General features: G+C 60.0%; 12 protein-coding genes and 3 pseudogenes. 10 read left to right on the top strand and 5 right to left on the bottom strand.

Annotation, left to right across the window (positions count from 1 at the left end; translation table 11 throughout):
* The 4 genes from AWB66_RS30720 to AWB66_RS30710 form a co-directional block, all read right to left on the bottom strand.
* On the bottom strand, nt 1–338 hold a 338-nt coding region (locus tag AWB66_RS30720; RefSeq protein ID WP_235021327.1), incomplete at its 3' end, for a DUF2950 family protein.
* Nucleotides 325–1,575 (bottom strand): DUF3300 domain-containing protein, encoded by a 1,251-nt coding sequence (locus AWB66_RS30715; RefSeq protein WP_087633786.1) that lies wholly within the window; start codon nt 1,573–1,575, stop codon nt 325–327. The genes AWB66_RS30715 and AWB66_RS30720, both read right to left, overlap by 14 nt.
* 350 nt (nt 1,576–1,925) lie before the next feature.
* Entirely contained in the window at nt 1,926–2,159 is a 234-nt protein-coding gene (locus AWB66_RS34715; protein ID WP_235021326.1) for a hypothetical protein, read from the bottom strand.
* Nucleotides 2,144–2,587, bottom strand: a complete 444-nt coding sequence (locus tag AWB66_RS30710) for a hypothetical protein (RefSeq protein ID WP_235021325.1) — start codon at nt 2,585–2,587, stop codon at nt 2,144–2,146. The genes AWB66_RS34715 and AWB66_RS30710 overlap by 16 nt, the downstream gene beginning before the upstream one ends.
* 126 nt (nt 2,588–2,713) lie before the next feature.
* Between AWB66_RS30710 and AWB66_RS30705 the strand changes: the two genes are divergently transcribed.
* From AWB66_RS30705 to AWB66_RS30685, 5 genes and pseudogenes are all read left to right on the top strand, one after another.
* On the top strand, nt 2,714–3,208 hold the full coding sequence (locus AWB66_RS30705) for an ATP-grasp fold amidoligase family protein (protein WP_235021324.1): 495 nt from the start codon (nt 2,714–2,716) through the stop codon (nt 3,206–3,208).
* Between the two features lie 61 nt (nt 3,209–3,269).
* Nucleotides 3,270–3,772, top strand: a pseudogene (locus tag AWB66_RS34710) (transposase); the annotation flags it as partial.
* A gap of 934 nt (nt 3,773–4,706) precedes the next feature.
* Nucleotides 4,707–5,447: an aquaporin Z gene (gene aqpZ / locus AWB66_RS30695; RefSeq protein WP_087633785.1), complete on the top strand. Its 741-nt coding sequence runs from the start codon at nt 4,707–4,709 to the stop codon at nt 5,445–5,447.
* 831 nt (nt 5,448–6,278) lie between these two features.
* On the top strand, nt 6,279–6,623 hold the full coding sequence (locus tag AWB66_RS34705) for a hypothetical protein (protein WP_087633784.1): 345 nt from the start codon (nt 6,279–6,281) through the stop codon (nt 6,621–6,623).
* 102 nt (nt 6,624–6,725) lie between these two features.
* Nucleotides 6,726–7,298 carry a BPSL1445 family SYLF domain-containing lipoprotein gene (locus AWB66_RS30685; RefSeq protein WP_087633783.1) on the top strand — a complete coding sequence of 191 codons (573 nt, stop codon included), beginning with the start codon at nt 6,726–6,728 and terminating at the stop codon, nt 7,296–7,298.
* 657 nt (nt 7,299–7,955) lie between these two features.
* Here the strand turns inward: AWB66_RS30685 and AWB66_RS34700 are convergent.
* Nucleotides 7,956–8,174 (bottom strand): annotated as a pseudogene (locus tag AWB66_RS34700) (IS66 family transposase); the annotation flags it as partial.
* A 146-nt stretch (nt 8,175–8,320) separates the two neighbouring features.
* On the opposite strand from AWB66_RS34700, the gene AWB66_RS30670 reads away from it, so the two are divergent.
* From AWB66_RS30670 to AWB66_RS30650, 5 genes and pseudogenes are all read left to right on the top strand, one after another.
* Nucleotides 8,321–8,767 (top strand): Fis family transcriptional regulator, encoded by a 447-nt coding sequence (locus AWB66_RS30670; RefSeq protein ID WP_125469846.1) that lies wholly within the window; start codon nt 8,321–8,323, stop codon nt 8,765–8,767.
* Nucleotides 8,768–9,375: 608 nt separating this feature from the next.
* Nucleotides 9,376–11,874 carry a glycogen/starch/alpha-glucan phosphorylase gene (locus tag AWB66_RS30665; RefSeq protein WP_087633780.1) on the top strand — a complete coding sequence of 833 codons (2,499 nt, stop codon included), beginning with the start codon at nt 9,376–9,378 and terminating at the stop codon, nt 11,872–11,874.
* Between the two features lie 64 nt (nt 11,875–11,938).
* Nucleotides 11,939–13,966, top strand: coding sequence for a glycogen debranching protein (locus AWB66_RS30660; protein WP_087633779.1), 2,028 nt, complete (start codon nt 11,939–11,941; stop codon nt 13,964–13,966).
* A 77-nt stretch (nt 13,967–14,043) separates the two neighbouring features.
* On the top strand, nt 14,044–15,633 hold the full coding sequence (locus tag AWB66_RS30655; RefSeq protein WP_087633778.1) for an aspartate:alanine exchanger family transporter: 1,590 nt from the start codon (nt 14,044–14,046) through the stop codon (nt 15,631–15,633).
* Between the two features lie 149 nt (nt 15,634–15,782).
* Nucleotides 15,783–16,007, top strand: a pseudogene (locus AWB66_RS30650) (IS5/IS1182 family transposase); the annotation flags it as partial.

Below are 16,007 nucleotides of genomic sequence, written 5' to 3'. Positions count from 1 at the left end.
TGAAACGCGTTCAGTTCCGCGAGGGCGTTCTCGCGCAGGACGCGGTCCTCGGCCGGATCCGGCGATATGACGAGCCGTTTGTGCGCTTCGCCGAAGATCGCGACCAGGGAGGTTTCATCGTTCGCCTTGAGTGCTGCCGACAGCGCGCTGACAGCTGCTTCGGGCGTCGGAAACGTCTCCCGATCGGCGGCAAGACTGCAGGGCGGCATGCAGAGGCCGAATGCCAGCGCGAGGCCGCCCAAGGTCCGGACGATCGCCGGACGGCGAAGCAGACGCGCGTGTGTGCCGATCTTTCCAGATCCGTGCATGGTGGTCTCCGTTTCGTTACCGGCGGCCACCGCGGCCTCCGCCCCCACTGAAGCTTCGTCCACCGCCGCCGCCGCCGGCGCGCCCGGCGCCACCGGCGCGACCGCCGCCGGAATGTCCGCCGCCGCCGCGTCCGCTGGCGCTCGTCCGGTCGGCGGACGGACTCCGCGTGCTCGACATCGACTCACGGCTCGCCGCTCCGCGCGAACTGTTTGCCTGTGCATCGCGCCCCGAGCCGTAGCCGCTAAAGGCGTCGCCGCCGCGACCCTGCGACGCCGCGTTGTTCCGGGGCGCCGCATTCTGCGACGATGCGCGCTGCGTTGTTTGACGGTTGCCTGCTGCGCCGGACGTGCCTCCTGCACTTCGGGTCGCCGTGTCGCCTACGCGCGGTGAATTCGCGCGCGCGGTGCTGCCGGATACCTGGCCGGGCTTCTTCTCTGACTTCCACGTGCTCGACTGCGCCGACTGGCGATTCGTGCGGTTGGTGTTCGCCGCATCGACATTGGACCTGTTGACGTCGCCCCGGTTGACGCTCTGATCCCGGTTGATGTTGATCGTGTTGTTGCCGCCGCTGTAGTTCGCTTCATAGCGGCCGCCGCCCCATGCAGCGCCCATGGCCGCGCCCCAGATCAGGCCGGTCGCGAGCGCGGCGCCGGGTGCGTAGGGATAGTAATAGACGGGATACGGCGCGGGCGCATAACCATACACGGGATACGGGCTGCTGACGACCACGGTCGACGGGTTGTACTGCGGCACATAGATCACTTCAGGATTGGCGGGCACGATCTTGACCACTTCCTTTTCGACCACGACCACCTGCTTGTCATCGGACTTCAGGTTGCCGGCGGATTGCGTCTGACGGCGAAAGCGCTGGATGGCCTGAAGCACGCCGCTCTGGTCGGCCACCACGGCTTCACCGAGGGCAGCCGTCCAGTCGAGTTCGGTGCTCATCTTCTTGACGACCTCGGGGTAGTTCAGCAAGGCCTTGATCGGTTCCTGCCATGCATCGTTGACCGGGAGGTTCTTGTCAGTCTTTCGGCGATCGAGAAACCGGTCCGCCTGCACGATTTCGAGCGGATATGTTGCCGAAGGCAGGATGATCGCGATGAGGTCGTCCGGGTAAAGGGCGATCGGCCCGACCAGCTTGTCGAGATCGGCGGCCGACAGCGGCGCAGGCTCGCTGCCGCTTGCCGCCGGTGCCTGAGCGAACACGCTCGCGGCGGGAAACACGAACCAGGACAGCAGAAGCACAATCAGGATGTTGCGCATGGCTATCACCGTCCGATGTCACAGCCCGCACGCGACCCGCGGCCGAGCGGGTCAGGTTGTTGGCTGGAGGAAAGACGCAGCGGGCGAGGGTGCGTGCCCATTCATGGCGTCCAGTCGACTCGACAGCGTCACGACCGAGTCACACTTTTCTGCTTCTAAGATTCAAGCAATTCCGTCGTCGATCAGGCGAGGTCATTGAGGTATACGTTGCGTTGGCTCAAGACGGCAGCGTCGCAAAGACATCGACGATATCGACGCGAGCACGGGGAAAACGATGTCGAAGCGGCATCGTCGAAGTCCAGTTCGTTCATTTTAGAACATGCACGCGCTTATATGACAGTTCCAAACGACTATGTATTACCCGGGTATGAGCGTCTCTGTCCTTGGCGCTCTTCATTTCGTGTTCCGGCAAGGTCCAGATCAAACAAGGCGGGGCGTGTTGCGACCAGCAAGCCGAAAACGGCCATCGCAAGAAAACTCACGGTGAGCCAAACACTGCGCTGCTCCGCCTTAACTGGAACGATAAGCAGGATGATCGCTGTGATCGCGCCGACAGCCGCAAAGAACATCAGCGTCGCGTGCATGCGCGCGTCGGGCGCCTGATCCCTGACAAAAACCAACAGGTAGGCGAGGGGAGCGCAACGAGGAGCGACATGAAGAGCATCGATACGTTATCGACTGCCCGATGGAGCGTAGCCGCCGGCGGCTCGCCTCGCCGCTTGAGGCGGAAGTTGTTGGCGCCGACGACGAGCTTAAGTGCCCACACCGCCGAGAAGGCACCGAAGCCAATGCCAATCAACGCAATACAGGTGAAGGAGAATGCAGCGGACGCGAGGAAGAAAGCATCGCCGAGCGACAGACCCTCGGGCACGATGCTTTCGAAGTAGCAGTAGGCGACCAGGATTAGGCTGCCGAGCAGGAGGATCGCTTTCCAGGCGGCGGTGAATGCAGCTTGAATAACGTCGATGAACGACTTGATCGCGTCGACGGACTCTTTCTTTTTCGGTTCCATGTGATACCTCGCGTGGGTGACGATAGCGACGCGCATTTATTCGCGTCATTAACCAGCATATCGACACCATCTGGAAGCACGGTTGCGGTTTCGTCAAGATCGTCGAGGACAAAGGCGCAACGTCTTTTGAAGGACTCGACGCGCTGGCGCAGCGTTGGTTATCAACGAATTTCTACGCGACTGCGAGAGAGCGGCATTACAGCGATATTGATCGGCGGATATTCTTCGAGACGCTTTTGCAAGCCCGACGGACGAATACCACCCGACATAAAGATTCATATTTTCAATCGTGATGCGGAGAATCCCGCAATATTTGTCTTGGTCATTTCGGATCGCTTCGAAAAACACCCGCGCGGCGATATTTACGACGCTCAATGGAATGCCCTCGACATAAGGATGGGCCAATACGAACGCAGTGCGACCCCCGCTCCGCGTCCCGCGAACCTCGACAAACTGCTGACTGTAGCGCGTACCTTGGCGAGCGACTTCGACTTCGTGCGAGTCGACCTTTATGATGTCGACGGGGCCATCTATTTCGGCAAACTTACGTTCACGCCGGGAGCGGGACTGTTCCCGCTGACACCAGACACCGTGGACTATGAGTGGGGTAGTTTGATGTAGATGCGTTGCGAATGCGCCAAGTTTTGGCTGAAGGTCTTCAACGAGTTGAAGACCCGCGGTTTGGTCGCCCCAGCCGATATCGGGCACACTTAGGCGGATGTATCGACCGACCCAACCCAGCACGCATCGCATGAAACCTTTTACGCGGCTATGTAGGCTCAGCCGCCTGGCGAATTGCGCCGCCAGTTGATTTGCCTCACTGCGCCACGGCCACAACACCCGCATGTCGCGCACGCGCGGCATAGACTGACGCGAACAGGTTCCCGACATGGTGAGTATCCACGTTCGCCCACCCTAAATCGAAGACCGCCTGCTGCCTGGCCACTGGGAAGGCGACCTCATAAAAGGCGCTGAGAACCAATCCTCCGTTGGACAACGCGGCACATGTGAACCACCAACGGCTTGCTGCGACAATATTTGCCCAAAGGAGCCGACCTTTCGGTCTACACACAGGACGAACTCGATGCTACCGCCAACAGCCTGAACAACCGGCCGCACACAACCCACGCGTTCTATTCACCGTTCGAGGTCTTTCGCCGAGTCGCTCGCCTCAGCAAGCCAACGTCAACCTCTATAACACCGCCCGCTGACAGCGGGTGTTATCAAAGCTGTAAACGCACGGGAGTTCTATTTAAGTACTACCGGCTTCGAGTCGTCGGGATTGGCTGCGGTGGATGGGCTTAATATGTTTTGATACAGCGCCCAAGCTACCGCAGGCACTGCCGTGTCGGCTTTGGCTAGCCATGCTGCCTGTTCCAATTCAGTTAGCGAACTCCACCACGCCCATACCGCGCGCTTCGCCTTCGGTCGGTACCTGGCCGTCATTCGCCGCCTCCATTTTTCCTAAACCGGAAGCCGTCACTGCGGATCACGAAGGTGAAGCGCACGGCCTGGTCCGCCCCAAAAAGAAGCCCGCCGAGGCGGGCAAGGAGTATGCACGTCCCCCGCTCAGAGAAGACGCATGCATAGCGTAGCGCTAAATCGAGACGGACGAAAGAGGGTCCGCGCAGCGGCGGGCCAAGATCATGCTCTACAACAGGTTTCGAGACCAGAGGACGCATCTCCGAGGCAGCAAAAAGAAAGCCCGCCGACAGGGGGCGGGCGAACCATCGCGCACTCGCGAGGGGACCAATCTACGTTGTAGCAAAGCCGTCGCGCAATGCAAGGCGTATTGGCCTATCTTATATGCACAAGTCCGATGCACACGGGCCAATCGCGGGGCTATGCACAACCGCTAACCACTTAACCACTGAAGGGAGAACCCAAGCTGGGCTCCCGAACTCCGAAACATCGGGACCGGCCGATCAGCATCGGAGCCCAACGCTAGAGTTTTAACATTTCGCGTTCTATGCTTTTCCAATCGATGAGAGCAGATATCGCGAGCAGCTTCCCTCGAGCGCTAATGACTCCGCCCTTGGTTGTGGCAATGGTATGAGCACAGCAGCCCGCCCTGCGGGTAATCTTCTCTTCACATTATTTCTATAGGTGGAGCTCCGTCATGTCAATCAAACATCGGTTTGCTGCGGAAATGTTTGGCACCTTTTGGCTCGTGCTCGGCGGCTGCGGAAGCGCTGTACTGGCTGCCAAATTTCCCGGAACCGGGATAGGCTTTGCCGGTGTGTCGCTTGCCTTTGGCTTAACCGTTTTGACCATGGCCTACGCCATCGGCCACATCTCAGGAGCGCATCTGAATCCCGCGGTCAGTGTCGGACTTACGGTAGCCGGTCGGCTTCCCCTTCGTGACCTGGGCCCATATATCATCGCCCAGGTCATAGGAGGGATCATTGGAGCAATCGTGCTCTACGTCATCGCGAACGGAGCGCCTGGATACGATGTTACGGCGAGCGGCTTCGCGACAAACGGTTATGGCGCGCATTCGCCGGGAAATTACTCTTTGCTGGCAGCCCTCGTATGTGAAGTGGTGATGACCTTCTTCTTTGTATTCGTTATTCTCGGCGCCACAGACGGTCGTGCCATTTCTGGATTTGCTCCGCTCAGTATTGGCCTGTGCCTCACACTCATTCACCTGATCTCCATTCCGGTGACGAATACCTCGGTGAATCCAGCACGTTCAACAGGACCCGCATTAATCGTTGGCTGGGGGGCGCTATCCCAGTTGTGGCTTTTCTGGGTCGCGCCACTGCTCGGTGCATCCTTTGCGGGCTTTTTTTATCCGAAGCTTTTCCCCGAAACCCATGTCGCAGTCGCCCCCGGACCGCTGGCGATCGACGCTCCGTAGCGGCAAGGGGGCGATATCTTAACGGACAGATTACGATGAAAGATCAAGCTCGATCGCCCATAGTTTACTGTAATCAGGCGATAAGCGAATCCGGTGGACATTCGGCGGCGGTGTGGTAGGCAGCGCGTCGCACGCGGCCATCCTGGTGGCAACTCATCGTGCAAACGCAACACTCGTCCATTTTCTGAGGCAACGCTCCATTCAGACGACCTTGCGACACGGGCCTCTGAAAGGCGATGCGGGAGAGGTACCAACTTATACGTCAGTTCAACCAGCAAGCCGCCACGGGAGAAGAGCACGCACGCCAAGGCCGCAAGCATTAGGTGTGTCGCGTCGATCAGCGAGCGGGGCTAACTCGCGTGGCAGCTTGGCGCTGGCGTAAACGAGCCTCGCCTAGCCGAAGGCTTCTTTTCCAATCGTATTTCCTTCGCGGCCTAGCGCAGAAACCAGCATCTGATCAGCCTTTTCGTAGCACATTAGTCCTGTCTCCATTGCCTAGGGAAAGGCATGATTGCTTCTAGGAGCGATCGTTCTTCCGTACAGTCCGACTAGTCCATTATTGGTCGCCGTGACATTGGACCTAGGTCTTATGCCCGCTAGCCTGCGTTAGGCCTATTATTCTCTGGACGTAGTTTTCGGAGATTGGGGAGATTGTCATGGCAACGTCAACGGCCTGAGTAGGCAGGGCGGCCCCATTCGGCTGACTTGCACCGTACCTTCGATTTTGGACCAGTTTCGTAAGACGTTTCAGAACGAAAAGGTTACCGCTGCGACGCAAAGATTGAATCCCCTGCGCGCTTGGGTGCGCAAGATCCAACTGGAGGTAAAAAAATGAGACCGTTCCTGCTTCTTGTCGTAACCGTTGCTGTTTCAGCGTGTGCCAGTCAACCGATGCCGCCGAGCGCGCAACCAGTCGGAGAAAGCCAGCAACCGGCCTCCACAGTCGCGCAATGCATCGCTCAAAAATGGGCAAACCAGTCCCAACAGCAAGTCATGCCGCAGGTCGTTTTGGCGAACAACCAGGCGATGGACGTCTATGTTCCGGGTCAGCAGCCTCCAAATGGCGCAGCCGCTCTCGTGCGCCCGTCGTGGACGGGTAATAGCAAAACGTGGGTCGGCTTGCGCGGGGGCGGCGGGGGCGGCAACCCCAGCGGCGATATTGGCGGCTGCCTTTAGGCAACGCATCAGTCTGTGTTACTTCGTTGCTTCGATAGATGCGCGCAACCGATGCCGGTGAGTCATGCGCAAGTCTGCCGAACTTCAATTGAGGAGAGTCTCATGTATCGCCGTACCTTCTTCTTTTCGTTGACCGCCATCGCCCTGGCAAGCTCGCTGGCCGCTTGCGGGTCGACCTCGAATCCGACGGAAGCGGCGACCAAGCGTCAAGAAATCGATGGCGGCGTCGATGGCGCCCTCAACAAGCTCTACAGTGCGACGCCAGGCGCGCGGGAGCAGGGCAGCAAGGCCAAGGGCATCCTCGTCTTTCCGTCGGTGATCGCGGCAGGCCTCGTAGTCGGCGGCGAGTATGGTGAAGGCGCTCTGCGAGCAGGAGGGAGGTCCACCGGCTATTACAAGACCAGTACCGCCTCGTTCGGCTTGCAGATCGGCGCCCAGTCCAAGGTGGTGGTCCTGATGTTCATGACCCAGGACGCGCTCGATAAATTCAGAACGAGCGACAAGGGCTGGACAGCCGGCGTGGATGGCTCGGTAGCGGTGGCGAAGTCGGGCGCCAACGGTACGCTCGACACCGCGACGACGAATGCGCCTATCGTCGGTTTCGTACTGACGAACTCCGGCCTGATGGCCAATCTTAGCTTCGAAGGCACCAAGGTCAGCAAGCTCGACATCTGACACCGGGGCCGCAGGGCACACCCGGCCGTCGGGGACGGCCCGCGTGGCGTACGACTCTGTCGATAGACCGTGCGTCGAGCTTGTGCGCTAATCGCGCGTGGCTCTCGAGCCTGCTGAACCAGTGGCGGCTTCGTCCGAGAGCTTGGGGCTTAGTTGCGAGACGTTAGTCTTGCCTTCGCTCGAGCCAGGCGATGAGGACGGCACGATCACCGTCGGCGCGGTCGGCTCTAGCGCGGCGCCGACGAGGAATCCAGTGGACGTTAGGAAAATCGCGGCGGACAACACAAAAGCCATTGAGTGCGCCTCTTCGGAGTTGGTGATCTGGGCCGACGACCGGCGCGATCGATTTCTAACTTCTACATCGTAGATCAAGATCGACTTCGGCACCGTCTTCTTCGACAAAGACCAATGTGGCGGCGAAGGGTACGGGGACCGTGTCGGTTGGCTTCGGCTCAAGATAACCTGAATAGATTCGGGCTCGAAGAGCTCAAATTCCGCGTCATCTCGTCATCGCGCGGGAAGCAGCATCGAGATCCTACGGCGCGGATTCCCACGCACTTCGAGGTCAGCGAGATATCGCCATCTCAAAATGAATGTGGTGCGCCGGATTCGAGATCCACTCCGGTAGAGGCGAGGTCCGATGGTCGATCTCTGCCATTCGACGGTAGTCTCATCGCCATGAATCAACGGCTGCGAGAGCGACGTCGTGCGTAACACCTTGTATAGGCGATCGAGATGCAAGTGCGTCGGCTGGATGATCTAGTGCCCCAATGTACCGCGGCCCACCGGAATGCTCGCGCGCCCGAGCGCGTCTTCGATCCGATATAGCGCCGTGCCGACGTATTTACTCGTCATCACCGTGGCGGGAGTACCCGCAGGGTCAACCCAGCTGACCAAGGTTAATGCGAATCACCCCGAGGCTCAGCGGCGCATATTAAGCTGCGTTCGGACGTAAGCAACCCTGCCGTTGCTACGTCTCTTAACATCGTGTTTTTCAAAGTCTCTGAGACCGTCCTCCCTCTATGAAAAAACGCAAGCCGGCCAGACATCCACGGAAGAACTCTAAAACGCAGTTCCTGCCGATGCCTCGGCGCGATGCGGACGCGATGTGCCTACAGTCGCGCCTTGCATTCGAGGCCATGCGCGGCCAGCGATCCACATCGAGGGAAGTCAAGACTGTCGCACAAGCGGTGCTACTCACCAGTTTCATAACCGAAGCAGGGCACGGACTGCTCGACTTGTCATTGGTCAAGGAAGCAGAACGTCGAATACTCGCGCTCTTGGATCGCGGAGCGGCGAGCGGCGATTGGACCGTGCCGGAGGCAATGCTCGACCTGCTGCCCTCTGTGATCAACGAGCACGACCGCCAGTTGAGGGAAGTTCGACTCGGTGTGGTGACGGCGGCAGTTGAGCGATTAGAGAGAATGATCGTATCGGCCCTTGCGCAGCGCACCGACACAGATGTTTAACATCCGCAGTCGCTGCCGCGTTACAGGAACCCTGCGCCCAAGCCCGCTGTGCAAGGCCCATCCTTTTTGAGGTTGCCGAACACGGTTTCGACGGCGATTTCAGCCGTGCAGCTCGACCATCGGCAGATGCGCACCCGAGCCGAGGTGTGTTCAGTTGCGTCCGCAAGATGGTGCGACGAGCGAGCGACGCGGAGAAAGTTTGTTGCCCCTGTCAGCAGGGACCGGTCACGTCTCGAACGACGGCCGCGGAGCGGCGCCTCTCTGGCAATGATGAGCGCCGGCCTGCCCAGATGGTAGTCGACGGCAACGACTTGTTTCGGAAAAGCCGCACGCTTGATGCGCAGGTGATGCACGAGCGCGATGAGATCTGACGGCGCCGGCGTGCATCGGGACACCAAGTGTCACGCTGTCGGTGACGGCTCTGCTGCGACGCAATGCACGGCCCACGAATCGAAGGGAGAAGCGTGAACGAAGACCGCATTATCTGCGTCATCCGCACAATTACCACGCCCCGATGGCGGCACACGTCATTCGGGGAGCATTTGCTTGCAAATTGCGTCGGCTGACATATTCTTGCTAAGTCAGGATGGCGACGCGAAGGAGCGGTGATGAGCCACGTCCCTGCAGCAGACACGGCGTACGGCGTGGGGACCGCGCCGAGCGGCGCAGCCGCTCTCGCGTTCCAACATGAGGTGGTCCGCAATCTCATATGTCGTCAGGCGCGCTATCCCGACATCGCGACGAGCCACGATTGGTACATGGCGCTCGCTTTTAGCGTTAGGGATCGCATGCTTGCGCGCTGGGCCGCTTCGACGAAGACGTACGCAGAAAAGGACGTTAAGGTCGCTTGCTATCTTTCGGCCGAGTTCTTGATCGGTCCTCAGCTTGGCAACAATCTGTTGAACCTGGGAATGCAATCCGAGGCCCGTGAAGCCGTCAGCGCGTTGGGACAGAATTTGGACGAGTTGCTTGCCATCGAGGAAGAACCGGGACTTGGAAACGGCGGCCTTGGGCGGCTTGCTGCATGCTATATGGATTCGCTTTCGACGCTGGAGATTCCCGCGATCGGCTACGGCATCCGCTACGAGTTTGGCATCTTCGATCAAGAGATTCGCGACGGGCGGCAGATTGAGATCACGGACAAGTGGCTGCAAAGGGGCAATCCGTGGGAGATCGTGCGTCCTGACCTCAGCTATTACGTGTGCTTTGGGGGACGGACGGAAAGTGAAACCGATGCCGAAGGCCGCTTGCGTGTACGCTGGGTGCCAGCGCGACAGGTCAAAGGCGTCGCTTGTGATATGCCAGTGCAGGGCTACCGCGTCGATACGTGTAACGTCTTGCGCCTGTGGAAAAGCGAAGCGGTAGAATCCTTTGATTTTCAGGATTTCAATTCGGGCGAGTATTACGAAGCGGTGCAGGAGAAAGTCGTCTCTGAGACACTTTCCAAAGTGCTCTATCCCAATGACGAGCCCGAAGCAGGAAAGCGACTGCGTCTCGCGCAGCAATATTTTTTCGTTTCCTGCTCGCTCCAGGACATGTTGCGACTCGCGGACGCTAAGGGCACGCCGGTTCAACGCTTTGCCGAGCTCTTCGCGGCGCAACTGAACGACACTCACCCGTCAATCGCCGTCGCAGAATTGATGCGTCTGCTGGTGGACGAGCATCTTGTTTCGTGGGACGCCGCTTGGGACATCACGCAGCGCACCTTCGCGTACACGAACCACACGTTACTGCCCGAGGCGCTCGAAACTTGGGGCCTGCCGCTGTTTGAAAGCCTGTTACCGCGCCCTCTCGAAATCATTTATGAAATCAACCGCCGCTTTCTGGATGAGGTGCGGCGTGCCTTCCCGGGCGATGAGGCGCGCGTGAAGCGCATGTCTCTCATCGACGAGAGCGGCGGCAGGAAAGTGCGAATGGCGCATCTCGCCACTGTTGGAAGTCATGCGGTCAATGGCGTGGCCGCGCTCCATTCCGACCTGCTTAAGCAGACCGTGATGCGCGATTTTGCCGAAATGTCTCCACAACAGTTCCTTAGCGTGACGAACGGCGTCACGCCGCGTCGGTTTCTGATGTTGAGCAATCCGGCACTCGCGTGCCTGCTCGACAAGACCATCGGCGCGGACTGGGCCACCGATCTCGCGCGGCTTGACGCGCTCGTCGCATTCGCCGACGACATCGCGTTTCACGACGCATGGCGCTCCATACGCGCCGACAACAAGACGGCGCTCGCCGCGCGCATAAAAAGCCTGACCGGGATCGACGTAGATCCGAACGCGCTCTTCGATATTCAAGTTAAGCGCATTCACGAATATAAACGCCAGCATCTGAACGCGCTCTACATTATCAGTCTGTATCGGCGCCTGAGCCGTACCCCAGATCTCGACACGGCGTCGCGCTGTTTTATCTTCGGTGGAAAGGCGGCACCGGGGTATGCGATGGCGAAGCTCATCATTCGTCTGATTACGGGCATTGCGGAAGTCGTGAACAGCGATCCGGCGATCAAGGGGCGGATGAAGGTCGTGTTCTATCCGGATTTCAACGTGAAGAACGGGCACGCGGTCTATCCGGCGGCGGACCTCTCCGAACAGATCTCGACGGCGGGCAAGGAGGCGTCCGGTACGGGAAACATGAAGTTCATGATGAACGGCGCACTGACCATCGGCACGCTGGACGGCGCCAACGTGGAAATTCGCGATGAAGCGGGTGCCGAAAACTTCTTCCTCTTCGGTCTGACCGCGCCGCAGGTCGACGAGGTCAAGCTCGCGGGTTACCGCCCCGCCGAGTATGTGCGGGCGAACGAGGACCTGCGCGATGCACTTGATCAGATCGCGCAAGGACGGTTCTCGCGCGGTGACAAGGAGACGTTCCGGCCGCTGCTCGACAGCCTCATGCAGCACGATCCCTTCCTCGTGCTTGCGGACTTTGCAGATTACGTCGCCTGCCAGGAACGCGTGAGCGAAGCTTGGCACGACGCGCGGCAATGGACCCGCATGTCGATCATGAACACGGCGCGCTCTGGTAAGTTCTCGTCGGATCGTGCGATCAGGGAATATTGCGGGCGCATTTGGAAGACGCGCCCCGTGAGGATCGAACTTGGACAGCCCTGAAGCGAAGGCTCGCCCGAGGTACAGGACGTTGCCCGGTTCGCGTTTTCCCCCTGGCGCCACGGTCATGCCGGAGGGCGTCAACTTTTGCGTGTTCTGCCGGCAAGCAACACGTGTCGAACTCTTGCTCTACCCGTCCTCGGAGAGCACGGAGCCGGTTCAGGTCATCCCGCTCGACGAACCGGAGAACCGTACTTTCTTTTTCTGGCACGTCCTTGTCGTGGACCTTCCAGTGGGCTGCTGCTACACATGGCGCGCTTCCGGTCCGCACGGCGTGCCTCAGATGAGCGACGAGGCCGCGAGCAGAAAGCAACTGGTCGATCCCTGGGTGCGCGCGGTAAGTGATCAGTTATATAGTCGCCCGCAAGCCGCTGACGCGCACGGGTCCGATCACGCGTCGCTTCGGGGGTTCGTAACCGAGCCGCTGGACGCGCGCGCCGACAGGAACATTCCCGGTCTTGAGGGCGCGGTGATCTACGAGCTGCACGTGGGTGGCTTCACACGGCATGCCTCGAGCGGCGTTGCCCAGCCCGGCAGCTTCGCCGGACTGATGGAGAAAATTCCCTACCTGCAGGCGCTCGGGGTCACGCATGTCGAATTGTTGCCGGTGATGGCATTCGATGAACAAGATGTGCCCGCGCCCGCCGTCGAGCGAGGGCTTTGCAACTATTGGGGCTACAGCACGTACAGCTTCTACAGTCCGCACCCGCGGTATTGCGTCGAACCATCTCGTGCGCCGCAGGAATTCCGCGCCTTTGTAGACGCATTGCATGCGGCAGGCATATGCGTGCTGCTGGACGTTGTGTTCAACCACACGTCCGAAGCGGGCACGGACGGGCCTGTGATTCACTTCAAGGTCCTGGCAAACGACGTTTTTTATCAGGTCGATATGGGCGATGCGCGGCGTTATCGCGACTACACGGGCTGCGGCAACACCGTCAATTGCAATCATCCGCTCGTATCGGCGTTTATCACGCGTTGCCTCGAATACTGGGTTCGCGAACTGGGCGTCGACGGTTTCAGATTCGATCTCGCGAGTATCTTCGCGCGCGGTGCGCAGGGTGAGTTGCTCGCCACGCCGCCTTTACCCTGGTCGATCGAGGCGTCGCCGGTGCTCGCGCGGGTGCCGCTTATCGCAGAAGCGTGGGACGCGGCCGGCCTCTATCACGTAGGCGCGTTTCCGGGCATGGCGTGGGCGGAATGGAACGGACGCTACCGCGACGTCGTCCGACGTTTTGTGCGCGGCGATCCGGGCATCATTGGCGCCTTGTGCACCTGTATGGCAGGCAGCGCGGACCTTTATCAGGACGATGGCAGGCTGCCCACGAGCAGCATCAATTTCGTGACCTGTCACGACGGCTTCACCTTGATGGATCTCGTCAGCTATAACGGGAAGCACAATGAGGCGAACGGCGAGGATAACCGCGACGGCAGCAGCGACAATCTCTCGTGGAATTGTGGTGTGGAGGGCGAATCGGACGATCCAGCGGTCATTGCGCTACGTCTTCGGCAAGCGCGCAACCACATGGCAATCCTGCTGCTCAGCCAAGGCGTGCCGATGATTCTTGCCGGAGACGAGTTGTTGCGCAGCCAGCGCGGCAATAACAACGCTTTCTGCCAAGACAACGCAATTTCTTGGGTGGATTGGCGGCACTCCGATGACGCGCTCAATATGCTCCGCTTCGTGCGTGAGCTGATCGCCCTGCGCAAGCGTCACACAAGCCTGCGCCGTCGCCGTTTCCTCACGGGCCTGCCCGCGGACGGCCAGTCGCACCCAGACGTCGCCTGGCACGGCGAGCGGCTCTGCGAGCCTGCCTGGCACGATCCGAACGCGCGCTTCGTTGCATTTACGCTGGCGGGGCATGCGCCGGGCGACCCCATGCTGCATATCATCCTGAACATGAACGAGGACGTCCGCGCGGCCGCACTTCCGCTTTTAGACAAACATGCGTGGCGGCGCATTGTCGATACCGCAGCCCAACCACCGCAAGACATTGTGCCAAGTGCCGAAACCGCCACACTCGAACGCCGCCTGTGTCTCGTGAAAGCGCGCAGTGTCGTCGTGCTCGAATCAGCGATGAGCGCATCTTCCTGACCGTCTACTATGCGCCCCGAAGTGGGCTCTGATATTTGTGTACGGTTCCGTTGATTGGTCTATTCACAGGAGGCGGAATGGAAGCAGTCAAGACGTTCCTCGAGAATCAGTCGCTGTTTGCACTGTTCGTGACAATCGCGCTGGGATATCTGATCGGTGAAGTCAATATCAAGGGCGTCGCGCTTGGATCGGGGGCGGTGTTGTTCGTCGGACTCGCGCTTGGCGCCTTCGCGCCGAAATCCGCGCCTCCGGCTCTCTTGGGTACGCTCGGCCTGCTGCTTTTTCTGTATGGCATCGGCATTCAGTACGGCGCGCAGTTCTTCAAGGGATTGACGAGCCGCGAAGGGGTGAAGGCGAATGTCGCCGCGGGCATCGGCGTGATCGCGGCGGGCCTGGCGTCCTGCGGCTTCATATCGTTCGGCCTCAGGCTCGCGGATTCGCTCGGCATGTTCGCGGGAAGCGGTACCAGTACGGCCAGCCTGCAGGTCGCCATCGCGTCGATGAAGAGCACTGACGCGGCCGTGGCGTATAGCGTCGCCTACCCGATCGGCGTCGCCGGGCCGATTTTGTTTCTCTACGCGCTGAACGTCGCGCTTAAAGTAAAGGTCCCAAAGCCGCCTGCGAAAGTGCTGGAAACTGCTGAGATCGCGTTGAGAAACGCGAGCCTGTTCGGGCTAAGCCTATCGGAGCTTGCACGCCGCCTACCCGCAGGTGTCGCGATCGCAGCGGTGCGGCGCGAGCATCACAATCAGCTGCCGATTGAAGACTTCATCTTGCGCATGGACGACGTGGTGCTCGCCACATCGACCGATCGGCGTCTGCTGGATCAGGCCACTGCGCTTTGCGGTGAGTCGCAGCCCGGGCGCATGACGAGCCATCGAGAGGACCTCGACTATATGCAGGTGTTTGCGTCCAGTCCGGCGGTGCTCGGCATGTCAATCGGCAACGTGCGCTTTCCCGATGGCATCAACTGTGCGATCGCACACGTGCGCCGCGGCGACGCCGATCTGCTGTCGACGCCCGACCTTGTGCTCGAAGCGGGCGACCGCGTGGGCCTACTCGTCAACCGCGCGCATCAGGCGACGGTCCGGGCCTTCTTTGGCGATTCGATCAAGGGCACGGCCGATCTCAGCTTCGTCTGCCTTGGCATCGGCGCTGCGGCGGGCCTGTTGGTCGGCGCGATTCCGCTGTCCGTGCCAGGCCTCGGCGCCTTCAACCTCGGTCTCGCCGCGTTGCTTCTGGTCGCGCTGTGCCTGGGCAAGGCCCGCCGCAACGGACCATTAGTATGGGTCATGCCGCTGTCCGCGAACCTCGTGTTGCGCAATCTGGGACTCACCATTTTTCTCGCACAGGTAGGTATCTCGTGCGGTCCGAAGTTCGTCGCGACCGTGGGCACAGCCGGCCCGATGCTGCTGCTTTATGGCGCAATCACCCTGCTGATTCTCGTGGGCGTTACCGCAGTGTTCTGCTTGTGGGTCTTCAGGCTGCCCTTCGACACCTCAGTCGGCGTGATTTGCGGCGCCACCGGCAACCCGGCCATTCTCGCGTTCGCCAACCGCATCGCGCCGACTGATCAGCCCGACGTCATGTACGCGATGATTTTTCCGTCGATGACGATCGTCAAAGTGCTGTTCGTGCAAATCGCAATATCCGTTGCAGCCGGTTAGAGGCGCTGCGCCGTGCCCGGTCGGTGTCCGAATCGGCAACATGAAGGAGCACTCCATGGAAGTAGCAATATAGAAAGGTCTGCATAACTCTCCCAACGATGGCCGAAATGAATTACGCTTGAAACGGGCTCAACGGATGAGGTGTGGTGATGTCGCAAATGGATCTTGGCTTGAACCTGTCGACCAAGCGTACCCGTAAACGCGAATTTCTCGATGAGATGACACGCGTGGTGCCGTGGCAGAAGCTGATTGATCTCATCGAGCCGCACTACCCGAAGGGCAAGACGGGTCGTCCGGGGCGATGGAGGAAGCGCTGCACGACATACCGCTGTATCGGGAGTTCGCGTTGCTGGATTCGGGCATGACGCGACTGC

Source organism: Caballeronia telluris, from assembly GCF_001544495.1.
GTDB classification, from domain to species: domain Bacteria; phylum Pseudomonadota; class Gammaproteobacteria; order Burkholderiales; family Burkholderiaceae; genus Caballeronia; species Caballeronia telluris.
This window is presented reverse-complemented; position numbering and strand designations above follow the sequence as displayed.

Excerpts from the sequence above, each read along its gene's own strand:
- AWB66_RS30715 (WP_087633786.1), bottom strand. The coding sequence starts at position 1,575 with ATGCGCAACATCCTGATTGTGCTTCTGCTGTCCTGGTTCGTGTTTCCC.
- AWB66_RS34715 (WP_235021326.1), bottom strand. The coding sequence starts at position 2,159 with ATGCACGCGACGCTGATGTTCTTTGCGGCTGTCGGCGCGATCACAGCG.
- AWB66_RS30710 (WP_235021325.1), bottom strand. The coding sequence starts at position 2,587 with ATGGAACCGAAAAAGAAAGAGTCCGTCGACGCGATCAAGTCGTTCATC.
- aqpZ (WP_087633785.1), top strand. The coding sequence starts at position 4,707 with ATGTCAATCAAACATCGGTTTGCTGCGGAAATGTTTGGCACCTTTTGG.
- AWB66_RS34705 (WP_087633784.1), top strand. The coding sequence starts at position 6,279 with ATGAGACCGTTCCTGCTTCTTGTCGTAACCGTTGCTGTTTCAGCGTGT.
- AWB66_RS30685 (WP_087633783.1), top strand. The coding sequence starts at position 6,726 with ATGTATCGCCGTACCTTCTTCTTTTCGTTGACCGCCATCGCCCTGGCA.
- AWB66_RS30670 (WP_125469846.1), top strand. The coding sequence starts at position 8,321 with ATGAAAAAACGCAAGCCGGCCAGACATCCACGGAAGAACTCTAAAACG.
- AWB66_RS30665 (WP_087633780.1), top strand. The coding sequence starts at position 9,376 with ATGAGCCACGTCCCTGCAGCAGACACGGCGTACGGCGTGGGGACCGCG.
- AWB66_RS30660 (WP_087633779.1), top strand. The coding sequence starts at position 11,939 with ATGCCGGAGGGCGTCAACTTTTGCGTGTTCTGCCGGCAAGCAACACGT.
- AWB66_RS30655 (WP_087633778.1), top strand. The coding sequence starts at position 14,044 with ATGGAAGCAGTCAAGACGTTCCTCGAGAATCAGTCGCTGTTTGCACTG.